The organism is Oribacterium sp. C9, assembly GCF_002007235.1.
Taxonomy (GTDB): domain Bacteria; phylum Bacillota; class Clostridia; order Lachnospirales; family Lachnospiraceae; genus Oribacterium.
Genome location: NZ_MUHW01000040.1, coordinates 1 through 15,204, shown reverse-complemented (window position 1 = coordinate 15,204; position 15,204 = coordinate 1). Strand labels below are relative to the sequence as shown.

10 protein-coding genes and 1 pseudogene are annotated in these 15,204 nt (G+C 43.3%); all 11 read left to right on the top strand.

Translation table 11 applies throughout. The annotated features are described in order from the left end of the window. Window positions 1-59 precede the first annotated feature (59 nt). Window positions 60-212, top strand: a pseudogene (locus BXO88_RS15660) (tyrosine-type recombinase/integrase); the annotation flags it as partial. 11 nt (window positions 213-223) lie between these two features. Further along, a complete protein-coding gene (locus BXO88_RS15655; RefSeq protein ID WP_242945247.1) occupies window positions 224-844 on the top strand; it encodes a restriction endonuclease subunit S in 621 nt (206 codons plus the stop codon). Window positions 845-988: 144 nt separating this feature from the next. Beyond that, window positions 989-1,066 (top strand): DUF3791 domain-containing protein, encoded by a 78-nt coding sequence (locus BXO88_RS17280; protein WP_206100005.1) that lies wholly within the window; start codon window positions 989-991, stop codon window positions 1,064-1,066. An 87-nt stretch (window positions 1,067-1,153) separates the two neighbouring features. Next, a complete protein-coding gene (locus BXO88_RS15645) occupies window positions 1,154-1,468 on the top strand; it encodes a nucleotidyltransferase family protein (RefSeq protein ID WP_078038660.1) in 315 nt (104 codons plus the stop codon). Beyond that, a complete protein-coding gene (locus BXO88_RS15640; RefSeq protein WP_242945246.1) occupies window positions 1,437-2,435 on the top strand; it encodes a DUF3644 domain-containing protein in 999 nt (332 codons plus the stop codon). Before BXO88_RS15645 ends, BXO88_RS15640 begins: the two co-directional genes overlap by 32 nt. Window positions 2,436-2,591: 156 nt before the next feature. Further along, a complete protein-coding gene (locus BXO88_RS15635) occupies window positions 2,592-5,960 on the top strand; it encodes a DEAD/DEAH box helicase family protein (RefSeq protein WP_078038658.1) in 3,369 nt (1,122 codons plus the stop codon). A gap of 243 nt (window positions 5,961-6,203) precedes the next feature. After that, window positions 6,204-6,920, top strand: coding sequence for an ABC transporter ATP-binding protein (locus BXO88_RS15630; protein WP_078038657.1), 717 nt, complete (start codon window positions 6,204-6,206; stop codon window positions 6,918-6,920). Between the two features lie 141 nt (window positions 6,921-7,061). Beyond that, the gene (locus tag BXO88_RS15625; protein ID WP_078038656.1) at window positions 7,062-9,446 is read left to right on the top strand and encodes an ABC transporter permease; all 2,385 of its coding nucleotides are present in this window, start codon (window positions 7,062-7,064) and stop codon (window positions 9,444-9,446) included. Between the two features lie 218 nt (window positions 9,447-9,664). Continuing rightward, entirely contained in the window at window positions 9,665-11,062 is a 1,398-nt protein-coding gene (locus tag BXO88_RS15620; RefSeq protein WP_168171749.1) for an efflux RND transporter periplasmic adaptor subunit, read from the top strand. A 169-nt stretch (window positions 11,063-11,231) separates the two neighbouring features. Beyond that, window positions 11,232-13,223: a clostripain-related cysteine peptidase gene (locus tag BXO88_RS15615; protein ID WP_078038654.1), complete on the top strand. Its 1,992-nt coding sequence runs from the start codon at window positions 11,232-11,234 to the stop codon at window positions 13,221-13,223. 354 nt (window positions 13,224-13,577) lie between these two features. Next, a complete protein-coding gene (guaB, locus tag BXO88_RS15610) occupies window positions 13,578-15,044 on the top strand; it encodes an IMP dehydrogenase (RefSeq protein WP_078038653.1) in 1,467 nt (488 codons plus the stop codon). Window positions 15,045-15,204 lie beyond the last annotated feature (160 nt).

Here is a 15,204-nt window from a genome sequence, read left to right as displayed (position 1 = left end):
AAGTTTGGATTTTATTTAAGTTTGGATTTCGGAACAAATCCCAAATTTAGGATTTACTTAGAAGAACCATGGCAACCCGTGCAATCGATAAAGGTATGCCTATAGAACAGGTTCAGCGGATACTTGGACATTCGCAGATAGATACAACTATGCGATATGCAATGGTGAATCAGGCTAATGTTAAATCATCTCATCAAAAATATATATCATGAGAGGATTCAAATTGAGATTTGTCGAGATGTTTGGAGATGTAATTCATAATGATAAGGACTGGCCTTGTTATGTGTTTGATGAAATAACGGAATCGAGGCTTGGAAAGATGCTGGATAGCAAGAAACAGACGGGTAAGTGTTCTTTTCCATACCTTGCGAACTACAACGTTCAATGGTTTAGATTTGAGACTGAAAACTTAAATCTAATGGATTTTGACGAAAAGGATCAGAAGGAGTTTGAACTCAGGGACGGAGATTTACTTGTTTGTGAAGGCGGAGAAATAGGGCGCTGTGCAATATGGCATAATGAAGTTCAACCTTGTTATTTCCAAAAGGCGCTTCATAGGGTTAGATGTGATAATTCAGTTATTATTCCAGAATACTTGGCATGGTGGTTTAAATATAATTGTGAACATGGCGGATTCTCAGCTATAGAAGGCGCGAAGGCAACTATCTCACATTTGCCAGGCGCTAAGATGAAAAAGCTTGAGGTTACTGTTCCGCCGATGGATATGCAGATGGCATTTGGTGAGTTTATCAAACAAGTCGACAAATCAAAAGTTGCCGTTCGAAAGGCACTTGATGAAACTCAGAAACTGTTTGATAGTTTGATGCAGGAATACTTTGTATAATGAGGGAAGCAATATGGATAAAGAAATATTTGCGTTTGTAATCTATATGATACATGCATGTGCTAATAAGTGGGGAAAACTCCTGTCAGAAGTATATTAAGCAGCTTAAATTGCATAGATGATTTTTTGGTTAGACATTAAGATGTGCTTCATACTCAAAGTACATCATATGTGGTTGAGGATATCAAAGAATATCTGATTACAAAAGGCGTTGCGATATGATTTGAGGTTTACGCTGTAGAGAAAAATGTACTGGGGCAAGTGCCAAGTTATAATTGAATACTGACATGCTAGAAAGGAAGTGACTTTATGTGTTATACGATAAACGAGATAAAAGAGAAGACAGTTCCTATTGCCCGAGAGTATGGTGTAAAACGCATGAGTCTGTTCGGGTCATATGCCAGAGGAAACGCCAATAAAGAGAGTGATGTAGACATTTATATCGAAAAAGGGAAACTCAAAAGCCTTATAAGATATTACTGCTTTGTTTCGGAGCTTGAGAAAGCACTTGATTGTCATGTTGATGTTGTTACTACGGGTATAGAAGACAAGGAGTTTTTGGATACAATTCAAAGTGAAGGGGTTTTGCTGTATGAGGAGCAAGGATATGGTTTCCGAGAATAAAAGGCTGGTTGAAAAAAGCATAGAAGCATTTATTCTTGGGTTAGAGATATATAATAAGCCAACTATAAAATATAGAGTCGAGGGATTTAGTTTTTTTATAGTAAATGCATGGGAATTAATGTTGAAGGCGGAGATGTTAAACAGAGGTCTTTCAATATATTATGAAGATAATAATGATAGAACTGTAAGTGTTGAAAATGCTATAAGAAAAATATATTCTGACAAAAATACAATGGTTAGAATAAACCTCGAGAGAATTATAGAATTACGTAATATAAGTACACATTATGTTACGGAAGATTATGAGCAAAAATATGCCCCATTATTTCAGGCATGCGTACTGAACTATGTTAATGAACTCAGAAAATTTCATAAAGTGGATGTGTCAAATTATATCGCTCAGAATTTTTTAACAATCACAGCAAATTATGAACCATTAGACAATGAACAGATTCGGCTAAAGTACTCTCCCGAGGTGGCAGAGAAGTTAATACAACAAGCGAACACAATAGATGTTTTAAATGAGACTTATAGTTCCGATAAATTTGCAATCAATATAAGACAGAATCTTTACATAACAAAGAAAAAGGATGAGGCAGATTTTTGTGTAAGTATTGAAAAGGAATCTGATAATAAGGTTGAAATTGTTAAGGAATTAAAAGATCCTTCAAACACACATAAATATTCGTATCAATCAGTGATCACGGTAGTTTCGGCAAGAATGCATAAAGAAAATCTGCGCATTGATTATGATAAGGGGTTTAATTCATATGTGTTGAATTTGTTTATGGATTTTTATTGCATCAAGAATGAGCCGAAGTATGCATATAAACATACCATTGGTAATCAAGAACAATATACTTATTCACAACAGCTTGTGGACTTTTTGATAAGTGAAATAAGGAAGAATCCTACTGGCTTTGTTGAAAGTCTTAAGAAAAGAAAAAAGATAACCCCAGGCACATAGGAATGCTCAGCCTTCAAAGACCTACCCCATTCTGGGACCCAGCGTTATTCCTTCACGAGTTATCTGTGAGAGTATATTACAAGAAAAAATGAAATAAAGCAATAAAATTGTTATTAATTTTAGGAATAGTTTTTTTAAAGATAAGGGAGTTTCATCATGACAACGAACTTTGACTATTTGAAAAAAGAACAGAAATTCAACAGCTTTTCAGATGTTGCTATTTCTGCTGAAAAGATCATACTTATGGATCCTGAAGCCAGCATCATCAATAGTCGTCGTGCCATGGAATTTGCCGTGAAGTGGATGTATTCCGTTGATAAGGATTTGGCGATGCCGTATCAGGACAATCTCCAAAGTCTTATGAATGGAGAGGAGTTCAGAGATCTCGTGGGACCGGATATCTGGAAACGCATGGACTTTATAAGAAGATGCGGGAACAATGTTGCTCACAGCGGAAAGAGGCTTGGCCGTGATGAGGCCATGCTCTGTCTTGAAAATCTCTTCATATACCTTGACTATATTGCATACTGCTATTCGGAAGAGTATGAAGAACGGGAATTCACCCAAAATCATATTGATGAAAGAATCAGGAAAAGTAAGGAATCCCGTGAACAGTCAGCTGCAACTAAGGCTGAACTTGAAAAGGAAATAGCAAATGCCGCTCGTAAAGAGCTGGATTTAAAGAAGCTTAGGGAGGAGAATGAGTCTCTCAAAGAAGCATTATCCGCTCAAAGAGCTGAGAAGCAGCAGACCTATGTTCCGAAACCCCTGGATCTTTCTGAATATAAGACAAGGAAGATCTATATTGACTCTATGCTCATCGGTGCCGGGTGGACCGAAGGAAAAGACTGGCTTAATGAAGTGGAACTCTTCGGAATGCCTAACAGGTCGGAAGAGGGGTATGCGGATTATGTGCTTTATGATGATGCGCATAAGCCACTTGCTGTGGTGGAAGCAAAAAGAACCTGCGTTGATGTGGCAAAAGGACGGCAGCAGGCTAAGCTTTATGCGGATATCATCGAGAAGGAGTGTGGCAGAAGACCTGTTGTTTTTTTGACTAATGGCTTTGATACAAGAATAATTGATAATCAGTATCCGGAACGAAAGGTTTCTGAAATTTACTCAAAAAGAGATTTGGAGAAGCTTTACAATCTGCAGTCAATGAAGACAAGCTTAAGTCATGTAACTGTAGATAAAAACATTGCCGGCCGATACTATCAGGAGGCTGCCATAAAAGCGGTCTGTGACAGCTTTGACAAGAAGAACAGGAGAAAAGCGCTTCTCGTTATGGCTACAGGTTCCGGCAAAACAAGAACGATTATAGCTCTCTGCAAGGTACTTTTAGATGCTGGATGGGTAAAGAATATTCTGTTCCTCGCTGACCGTAATTCTCTGGTAACCCAGGCTAAACGTAATTTTGTAAATCTGCTTCCGTATCTTTCCTGCACCAATATATGTGAGGAGAAGGATAATTACAATTCTCATTGTGTTTTCTCTACATATCAGACCATGATGGGATGCATCGATACGGTAAAGGACGAAAAGGGAAAGCTGTTCACCAGCGGACATTTTGATTTGCTGATTTGTGATGAGGCCCACAGGTCCATTTACAACAAATACAAAAACATATTTACATACTTTGATGCGCCCCTGGTTGGACTTACAGCTACACCTAAGGATGAGATAGATAAGAATACCTACTCGGTTTTCGAACTTGAAAACGGAGTGCCTACCTATGGCTATGATCTGGCTCAGGCGGTTAAGGACGGGTATCTGGTTGATTATATGTCAGTGGAAACGAAGCTCAAGTTCATAGAAGAGGGTATAAGCTATGCAGAGCTTTCTGAGGAAGAGAAGGCTGTATATGAGGATACCTTTGAGGATGAAAACGGTGAGCTTCCGGAGCGTATCAGCTCTGCGGCCCTCAATACATGGCTTTTTAATGATGACACCATAGAGCATGTACTGAAAATCCTTATGAGGGATGGCCTGAAGATAAGATATGGTGAGCGGATAGGTAAGACTATAATATTTGCAAAGAACCATGACCATGCTGAGAAGATTCTTGAAGTTTTCAACAGAATGTATCCTGAACTTTCGAAAGGAACAAACGGGAAGGCATTTGCCAAGGTGATCGATAATTATATGACCTATGCACAAAGTGCTATCGATGAATTTTCGGATTCGAAGAAGCTTCCGCAGATAGCTATTTCCGTAGATATGCTTGACACGGGTATAGATGTGCCGGAAGTACTGAATCTGGTTTTCTTTAAGAAGGTCATGAGTAAGGCAAAGTTCTGGCAGATGATAGGTCGCGGAACCAGGCTTTGCCCGGGACTTATAGATGGAGAAGATAAGAGTAAGTTCTATATCTTTGATTTCTGCGGTAACTTTGAGTTCTTTAGGATGGGTGCAGGAAAGGCAGTATCAAACGTAATAGCAATTCATGGTGCGGTATTTAATCTGGAATTTCAGATAGCTTATAAACTTCAGGATATAAACTATCAGGTTGACAAGCTGATAGAATACAGAAAACGTCTTGTGGAAACCATGAGTGGAAAGGTGAAAGAACTTAATCGAGAGAACTTTGCGGTGCGGCAGCATATAAAGTATGTTGATTTGTATTCATCCGAGAGTAACTATAACTTACTTTCTTATGAAGATACACTTTTGGTCAGAGAGGAAGTGGCTCCTCTTATACTTCCTGATGGCGATGAAATTTCGGCAGTTCGTTTTGATGCCTTAATGTATGGGGTGGAACTGGCTGAGCTTATGGGGCGTGGATACGGACGATTAAAGTCTGATCTTATGAAGAAAGTGAGCAGTATAGCTTCTGTTGCCAATATTCCTGAGATTCAAGCGCAAAAGGATTTAATTACAAGGATTCTTGACACAGATTATGTTGAACGGGCAGGAATTGAGGATTTTGAGCATATAAGAGAAAAACTCAGAAATCTCATGAAGTATCTGCCTCATGATAAGGTACGATATGACACGGATTTTACGGATGACATTTTAGATGTGCAGTGGAATGCTTCCGAACTCGATAATGATGAACTAAAGAACTATAAGGCAAAGGCGGAATACTACATCAGACAGCATCAGGATAACATTGTCATAGCGAAGTTGAAATCCAACAAACCGCTAACATCTTTTGATATTGAAGCTCTGGAGAATATTCTTTGGAAAGAGGTCGGGACCAAAGAAGATTATGAGAAAGAGTATGGACAGAAACCGCTCGGCGAATTTGTACGTAGTATAGTAGGGCTTGATATGAATGCTGCAAAGGAGGCATTTTCACAGTTTTTGGAGAATTCGAGTCTTGATTCGAGGCAGATTTATTTTGTGAATCAGATAGTCGAATATATCGTCCATAACGGAATGCTTACAGATTTCAGTGTTCTTCAGGAGTCACCGTTTACGGATCAGGGAAGTGTAGTTGATATCTTTACGGATCTTTCCGTTTGGGCATCCATCAGAAAAGTCATAGACGGTATAAATCAAAATGCCGGAGCTGTGGCGTGATCAAACATTGAATAATAAAAACTTTGGTGCTATCATGGTTAGAGAAAGCTAACCGGGTTCTGCACAAAGTAATTTAATACGTGAGGAGTCGGAAACCGGCTTCTCACTTTTTTATTCGCAATAAAGTCGTCATACGGGCGTTGTGCTTGTACAAAAGCATATGTGACGGCTAACGTGGAATCCAGTAGTAGGGCGTATTTCCCCTACTCGAATTTGATTCCGGGTTAAGACATGAGGCACTTAATGACAGATAACAGAAAACCAATACTTAGAGCTATCAATATAAAGAAAGAGTACCGGTTAGGCGAAGTAACGGTACAGGCTCTTAGGGGGGTGAATTTTGATATTTACGATAAGGAGCTGATAGTTATACTGGGGCCTTCAGGTTCGGGAAAGTCCACAACCCTCAATATTTTGGGAGGCATAGAGACAGCCACTGAGGGGGAGATATGGTACGGTAGGGAGAAGCTTGACTGGAATGATAAGAAAAATCTCACTCTCTACAGACGAAAGCATATTGGCTTCGTATTTCAGTTCTACAACCTTCTTCCGGGACTTACAGCACTTGAAAATATCGAACTTGCAGGAGAGATGGGGAACGCACCCATAGATGCCCGCGAACTCATAAAAGAGGTGGGGCTTGAGAAAAGGTCGGGACATTATCCCAACAGACTTTCCGGCGGTGAGCAGCAGCGTATCGCCATCGCCAGAGCCCTGTGCAAGAATCCCGATCTGTTGCTTTGCGATGAGCCCACAGGCGCTCTTGATTCAAAGACAGGCGTGCAGGTCCTTCGTCTCATTCACGATTTTTGCAGGAGATATGAAAAACCGGTGGTGATCATCACTCACAATGTAGACATCGCAAAGATTGCTGACAGGGTGTTCCACTTCAAAGACGGTACACTTGAGTCTGTGGATGTAAACCCGAATCCCATGGACCCCGGGGACATCGAGTGGTGAGGTGTCACAAAGCCACGGCAGCATGGCAGGGAAATGTAGGTGAAACATGGAGCTGTCTGGGGTGAAATCTGTTTTACAGCAATAGAGGAAAAGATGGCATTACAGAGAAGGAATAACTCAGGTGTCTGACAGGAAGGCAACATGAAACAGTTTCGGAAAAATGCATTGAGACTTGCATGGCGTAACAAGGGCTCGCTACTCGGTTCGGTCTTTATCATCGCCATAGGCATCATGACCATGGTCTCGATGTTCGATACCCTTACAAATCTGAAGGGACAGATTCAGAAATTATATAAAGAACATAAATTGACAGACGTTTTTGCCCAGGTATATGGCATTGCCCCGACAGAGCTTGAACGGCTCACAGAACTTCCGGGCATAAGAGAGGCGGGGGGCAAGATAGCTTCCGACGTTCGTCTCGTCACCGATGGACAGGAGGAGATAGTTACAGTTCATCTCATGAGCTACAGCAAGAATGACAGGGTAAATCTTTCGTCCCTCACCCTTGATGACGGAAATGGAGAACGGGTCCTGCCGCTGGGAAGTGAGATAGCAGATGATAATGTTATCTTCCTGGGCACAAGCATGGAAAAGGTATACGGTTTTTCTCCCGGGGATGAAATAAGACTTGTGATCGACGGCAGGAGTTACAGGTTTACCTACGCAGGTACTGTCAACGAACCTGATTATATCTATGCCATGCCTCCCGGGGGAGCCATGATACCCGACGGATCCACCTATGACATAGCGGTCATTTCCATGAACAAAATGAAAAGTCTCATGGGCAGTTCAAATCTTACAGAGATCGGATTCATACTTGATGATGGCTACGAATATGCAGACGTGAAACGAAAGCTTGAGGAAAAGCTTCAGATCTACGGGCTTAAGAGTCTCTGTGAGAAAGAACATCAGGCAAGCTATCAGGAAATGGAAGGTGAGTTCGAGGAACTTAGCTCCATGGGAACGGTGATCCCGTTTCTTTTTATGAGCATATCAGTGTTCATGCTTTATGTTGTGCTTAATAAAATGATCGACAGGGACAGAAGTCTAATAGGCACCATGAAGGCATTCGGCATGACAGACACGGAGCTGATGAGCGCATATATGATGCAGGGGCTTGTCATAGGGATCCTTGGAGCACTGGCGGGCTGCATATTTGCGTCCCCCTTCGGAAGATCCATGTTCGACCTTTACAGAAGTTTCTACAATCTTCCGGATCCTGTTTACTATGAACCTGTTATATCGAAGCTCCTTGCATTCTTTATTGCCATAGTGACAAGTGTGGCTGCAGTATTTGCGGGGATAAGAGGGATACTCGGGATAACTCCTTCCATGGCTATGAGAGCCCAGAGTCCGAAGATTCTCGGTGAGATAACGCTTCCGCGGTTTCTCACTGAGCATATTCAATTCATGACGAAGATGGGGCTAATGTCTATATTCAGAAATCCCTTCAGAGGTTTTCTCATAGCTCTCGCCATAGGATTTCCCTTTGCCATGTCATCGGTCCTGTTTTCCTACGGTCCTCTCATAAACAGTGTCATGGTGTCGGAATATGATAACTGTAAGGCTTATGATCTGGAGGCTCAGCTCGACAGGTACAGTTCTCCTGCTAAGGTGCTGGATTCTGCTGCAACACTCAGGCATGTACAAAGAGCAGAACCGGTATTTGAAAGAGCCGTAATGCTGAGAAAGGATTCCCGGTCCGAGTATTCACTTCTAAACGGACTTCAGGATGGAAGCGAGCTATGGAAGGTTCTGGATAATGAAAAGATGGAGTACATAGACATTCCTGAGGATGGGCTTCTGATAAACGAACGTCTGGCGGATAAGCTTCATGTCAAGGCAGGAGATACAGTTGAATTTTCTATTCCGGGACTTGTTTCAGGATGGAGGAACGTGAGGGTATCAGGAGTTTTGAGTGAGACCTTCGGAAGCAGATGCTATCTTTCCCTCGAACGTTTTCCTGATGTTCTCGGGATAGATTCTCTTTCTGACATGCTTCTCATCACTGCAGAGCCCGGGCATTTTGATGAGGTGAAAAAGGAGCTTTATGATTCCGGAAGAGTGACCTGGATAGTTGATAAACTGAAGACCAGAAGGACATTTTCAGATATGTTCCGAAGTATGACGGTGATGGTGGATGTGTTCAATATTTTATCCGTCATCGCAGGGATAATACTTATCTATAACATTTCCATGATAAACCTCAGGGAACGAACTACGGAGCTGGTGACTCTGAGGGTTCTCGGCACTACCGACAGGGAGCTCGGGTGGATGCTCTGGTTTGAGATGATGGTCTATTTTGCCGCCGGAATCCTCATGGGTTTTCCCGGAAACTATTTCATCAGAAAGCTGTTTGAATCAATGATGAAGACAGACAGCTATGTTTTCAGAATGAGGTTCGACCCGTCCTCAGCGGTCTATGCGTTTTTACTGTGCGGGGTCATATCTGTGATCGCGTGGTTTCTGGAGATTCGTCTCGTGAAAAGCATTAAGCTCACAGATGCGTTGAAGGAAAGGGAATAGGAAAAATGCCGGTGGAATGGTTGGGTGGAACATTCTGATTGGGCATGTGCTCTGGCAGTATATGTTTAGCGCCGGATATGAATGTGAGGGGTGAAAAGAGATCCTTTGTAATCCGGCAAGAATAGTGATCCGGCTGGGTTCTGGTGTGAGTGACAAATCATCCGGACAGCAAAAATAAAGGCTCGTAAATCTAAATGACTTGTATAGTGAGGCGTGAAATGAAGAAAAAAGTAATCTTGATAGCAGTGGGTATGGCAGTTGTTCTGGTTGGTGGAACCATTTACGGCTGTGCTTCAGGTTTTGGAGCGGTGAAGGTGAGAACAGTTTCGGCGGAGAGGAAGTCGGTTTCCGACAGTTACACAGAGGACGGAAGCATTAGCCTCGGAGACAGCTGTAAGATCATTTCCGAGGTCAGTGGTCCTGTAGAGGAGGTCGTGGTTTCTAAAAATCAGCCGGTGAAGAAGGGGGATGTGCTTTACCGCATAGGTACTGAGGATTACAGCTATGAGCTGGAGACCCTGAAGGCGGAGCTTTCGGGATATGAAGCCCGGCTTGAAAAGGCAAAGGTCGGTAATGTCATGACCTTAAGTCCTGAAGAGTACCTTGAGGATCTCAGAAAGCAGAAGGAAAGTGCGGAGGCGGCTCTTTCTGCGGCAGCATCGACTTACACGGCTTATTCAAGCCTTTTTTCCACCGGCGATGTGTCAAAGACAGATTATGACAGGGCGAGGGCAGAGTATGAAAATGCAGAGTCCGAGGTCCAGTCAGCAGGCTCAAGGTACATAGAAGCAAGCAGATATCTCGGGCAGCTGGAAAAGGAGGGTATGTCCAAAGCGGATATAAGAAAGGTGTTTTACGAATCGGATTCCGATGCCATGGAGGCAAGCATCAACAGTGCAAAAGCGCAGATAGATAAGCTTTCCTCGAAGATAGACAAGTGCACCGTAAAGGCACAGGAGGATGGTATAGTTTCGGAGCTTCCGGTTAAAAATATGACCCTTGTATCTGCCGGACAGGAAACTGCAGAGATAAAGACTCAGTCTTCTCCCAAGGTGGAATCCGATGTGCTGACCTCTATAGTTCCGTATCTTCATATAGGTGATGGCGTAGACATTAAGCTGTCTCTGAGAGGAAAGGATGAGGTCTACAAAGGAGTGATTTCTGAAATCTATGATTACGCCGACAAAGGGACTTCGGCTCTGGGCACCGATGAGTACAGGGTCCATGTGGTGATGGAGCTTGGTGGGACCAAAGGTGGCAGTGACACCGGGGGTGCCGGCAGTACCGGACAGTGGACCGGAGCAGATAATGCTTCCTCCGGGCAGAATTTGTCCGGAGAAAAATTAAAAGGCCGGGAAGGATACGGCGTTAATGTGACTTTTCCGCTCTATGAGGCTCAGGATGTACTGACAGTTCCGGCTTCTTCGGTATTTGACTCCGGTGACAGGGATTACGTCTATACAATTAATGATGGAAAGGCTGTGAAGACTGAGATCGCCGTAGAGTACAGGACTGCTTCCGATGTGGTTGTGAAGAGCGGGATCGCTGTCGGGGAAAAAGTTATAGAGAGAGCGGATGACGAGGAAATATACGATGGTGTCAGAGTGAAGGGATGAGTTCTGAATCTGGCCGGCTACAGGATGCACTGAAATTTACGAAATAATTACAAATGTTAAAGAACAGACTTTTTTTGTAAAAGCCTGTTCTTTTTTTGTAGGGATAAATTCAGCCAAAGTAAGACGTATTTAGGTTAACATTAAAAGCATAAAGGGGAGGTTTAGGATCATGAGGGAATACAGGAGTAGAAAGCGAAATGACGATACGGATGAAAGAAGGGATCTGAGAGAAAAGATTCTGGATTTCGTTACGGGAAATCAAAAAAAGGTGATGATCCTTGCCGGAATATTTGGGGCGATTTTTACATTTTCTCTCGGCATGCTGACTGTGCATATGCTGAACAGAGCAACTATCAGTGCGGATATAGAACAGCAGCAGGTGGCTGAGGTGGAAACCACCGGTGAGATCATAAAGATAACAAGCGAAGAGGGACTCACCATTGCATCGGAGGATAATTCCGGGAAGGATCAGCTTGAGCTTCAGGAAACCGGCAGTGCCGGCGCAGCGGAGAGCATTGCTTCAGCTGGCACGAAGGAAAACGGAAAGAGTACTTCTGCAGATGGTGTAAAAGCTGAGGCAAAGACAGTTGCACCAGATAAGTCTCAGGGCGCTTCATCGAAGTCTGAGAGTAAGAGCTCATCAAAGAAGCAGTCATCGTCAGGAGCTGCCGCTTCTTCATCAGGCTCGGGAACAGCTTCTTCTGCGGCTTCGACAGCATCTTCAGGCAACTCGGCTGACATGAACGGATTTGATCTTTCGACAGCAAAGCTCGATAAGGCATCAGATGGAAGTCAGGTAAAGAAAGAAGAGACCTTCCTTGTGCTTAATGATGTAAGTGAGACTAAAGCTTCACAGGACGTAATAGGTGAAGCCCCGACAGGAGAGAAATCTGCAGCACCTGATGAAACTGCGGCAACGGAGACAGCAACATCCAAGGAGACATCACCGGGCTCCGGCGAAAGCACTGTTCAGCTTCCTTTCGATAAAAAGAAGCTTACAGTACTCGTATATATGATAGGTTCCTCTCTTGAATCTAAGTCCAACCTTGCTGCAAACAGCATCGTTACCATGCTGACAGGAAACGTGGATACCGAGAAGGTCAATGTCATCATCGAGACAGGCGGAACGAAGAAGTTCCATAACATCTCCACTGCGGATCACAAGTTCGACGAGTCAAAGATCCAGAGATGGCTGGTGGACGGAACGAAGCTTAGATACCTTGGAGATGCAGGGAACTCTGAGGGAAACAGCATGACTTCCGGAGAGACATTGGAATCCTTCCTGAAGTATGCGAAGAAGAATTTTCCGGCGGGAAGATATGAAGCGGTCCTTTGGGGACAGGCCGGCGGACCTGTGAACGGCTTCGGCTATGATGAGATCAATTCGTCCACAGGACAGCTTTCTGTTTCAAGTATTTCAAATGCGCTTTCAAACGCAGAGATGGATCTCGACCTCCTGCTTTTTGACGCGAGACTTATGGGAGCCATGGAGTCGGGCTATGCCCTCGCATCTCACGTTGATTACATGATCGCCTCCGAGGATAATGAATATTCCATCGGACTTAACTATACGAACTGGTTCAACAGAATCAGTCACGATCCTTCCATGTCAGCCATTGATCAGGGCAGGATCATCCTTGATGACTTTATAAAGGGTAATAAGGGCAAGGGTGACGGTATGAGCAATGTTGTCGGCGCGTACTCAGTCATCGACCTGAAGGCTCTGAAGCGCAATACTTCTGATAAGTTAAAGAATCTTGCAGAGCTTCTCAAGGCGGCGGAAAAAACAGAGGATGGAAGAGATCATCTGAGACAGGCCGGAAAAGAGGCATATGAATTTGCCGAGGCATACAGCTATGATCTCGTGGACATCTGCAGCTTCCTTTCTGCCATCGAGGAGAACTATAAGGGCGAAGGAAAAGACGGAATAGACTACGGAGAGATAAGAGCTGCTGCAAAGTCTCTGAAGGCTTCGGTAGAGAAGGCGGTGGAAGTCTGCCGTTACGTTACTCCTGAGGATGACGGAGGAGTATCGGGTCTCACTATCTATTTCCCTCAGCATGATACAGATTCCGAAAAGAAAAAGAATATGGTCACAAAGTATGAGGATCTTTCCTTCAGTACCTCATATCAGCAGCTGATAAAGCAGTATGCGCATTGACGAAAAAAATGAGGGGCCGGATAGCTTATTAGGAGATATTACACATAAGAAACGGTGATATAACTTAAATAAAGCATCAGACAAAGAAAATTCTAGAGAATATCATTTAAATGATGAGAAAAGGAGGGTTGATTTTAAATCCTCCTTTTGTTATACTCGTTAAAATTTTAAAACGAAAGCCTTGTATCGAGGTTTGTATGTATCGGATTTCTGCAGTTATGATCATGCATTCCGGGATACGTCATATCAGAAGTGCGGATTCCTGCGCAGGGCTTTCTTCATATGTGACATTAAATCTTGCTCTTTATCCAAAACTGGATTTGAGCCTTTTTTTTAAGTCGAAAGGAGATTCCAATGGCCAAGATTATCGGCGATGGCATTACATTTGATGATGTTCTGCTTGTTCCTCAGTATTCAGAAGTTGTTCCAAATTCTGTTGATGTTTCAACTTATCTCACAAAGTCCATTAAGTTAAACATTCCGTTCATTTCCGCAGGTATGGATACGGTTACGGAGCATCAGATGGCTATTGCTATGGCACGTTGCGGTGGTATAGGTATCGTTCACAAGAATATGTCTATCGAGCAGCAGGCAGAAGAGGTTGACATGGTTAAGCGTTCTGAGAACGGTGTAATCACAGATCCTTTCTTCCTTAGCCCGGAGCATACACTTAAGGATGCCAACGATCTTATGGCTAAGTTCAAGATCTCCGGTGTGCCTATCACAGTTGATCGTAAGCTGGTAGGTATCATCACAAACAGAGATCTCGTATTCGAGGAGAACTTCAACAAGCAGATCAAGGAGTGCATGACTTCTGAGAATCTGGTTACTGCAAAGGAAGGAACAACTGTTGAGGAAGCTAAGCAGATCCTCGCAAGAGCCAAGGTTGAGAAGCTCCCTATCGTTGATGATGAAGGAAATCTCAAGGGTCTCATCACTATCAAGGATATCGAGAAGCAGATGAAGTATCCTAATTCTGCAAAGGATTCTCAGGGAAGACTTCTTTGCGGCGCCGCTCTCGGAATCACTGCCAATGTTGTTGATCGTGCAGCTGAGCTCGTAAAGGCACACGTTGACGTAGTTGTACTTGATTCTGCTCACGGTCACAGCGGAAACGTTATCAAGTGCGTATCTCTCCTTAAGGACAAGTTCCCTGATCTTCAGATCATTGCAGGTAACGTTGCAACAGGCAAGGCAACAGAGGATCTCATCAAGGCAGGAGCTGACTGTGTAAAGATCGGTATCGGACCTGGATCTATCTGTACAACACGTGTGGTTGCAGGTATCGGTGTTCCTCAGATCTCAGCAGTTATGAGCGCTTATGAGGTATCTTCAAAGTACGGCATTCCAATCATCGCAGACGGTGGTATCCAGTACTCAGGTGATGTTGTAAAGGCTATCGCAGCCGGTGGCAACACAGTTATGATGGGTTCAGTATTTGCAGGCTGTGATGAGGCTCCTGGTGAGTTCGAGCTTTATCAGGGACGTAAGTACAAGGTTTACAGAGGTATGGGCTCCATGGGTGCCATGAAGCAGAAGAACGGTTCTGCAGATCGTTACTTCCAGGCCAACGCAAAGAAGCTCGTTCCTGAAGGCGTTGAAGGACGTGTTGCATACAAGGGTAAGGTTGAGGATACTATCTTCCAGTTCGTTGGAGGACTTAGAGCAGGTATGGGTTACTGCGGTGCCAAGGATATCCCTACACTCCAGAAGACAAGCGAGTTCGTAAAGATCTCAAGTGCTTCTCTCAAGGAGTCACACCCACACGATATCCACATCACAAAGGAAGCACCTAACTACTCAGTAGAGGATAATGGTTGATATCATAAAGTTAAGATGGGCAAGTCTCCATGTCGTAATTGACATGGGGACTTTTTTAATATTGATACCATTGAAATATGAAGAAGATATGATAGAATTTTGAAAGGGTGCTTGCCAATACGGTAGACTTGCTAATATTTTTCAAGTGTTTTTTTATTAT

Bases quoted from the DNA above. Each gene is read 5' to 3' on its own strand.
- BXO88_RS15615 (WP_078038654.1), top strand. From the start codon at position 11,232: ATGAGGGAATACAGGAGTAGAAAGCGAAATGACGATACGGATGAAAGA.
- BXO88_RS15625 (WP_078038656.1), top strand. From the start codon at position 7,062: ATGAAACAGTTTCGGAAAAATGCATTGAGACTTGCATGGCGTAACAAG.
- guaB (WP_078038653.1), top strand. From the start codon at position 13,578: ATGGCCAAGATTATCGGCGATGGCATTACATTTGATGATGTTCTGCTT.
- BXO88_RS15635 (WP_078038658.1), top strand. From the start codon at position 2,592: ATGACAACGAACTTTGACTATTTGAAAAAAGAACAGAAATTCAACAGC.
- BXO88_RS15630 (WP_078038657.1), top strand. From the start codon at position 6,204: ATGACAGATAACAGAAAACCAATACTTAGAGCTATCAATATAAAGAAA.
- BXO88_RS15640 (WP_242945246.1), top strand. From the start codon at position 1,437: ATGAGGAGCAAGGATATGGTTTCCGAGAATAAAAGGCTGGTTGAAAAA.
- BXO88_RS15645 (WP_078038660.1), top strand. From the start codon at position 1,154: ATGTGTTATACGATAAACGAGATAAAAGAGAAGACAGTTCCTATTGCC.
- BXO88_RS15620 (WP_168171749.1), top strand. From the start codon at position 9,665: ATGAAGAAAAAAGTAATCTTGATAGCAGTGGGTATGGCAGTTGTTCTG.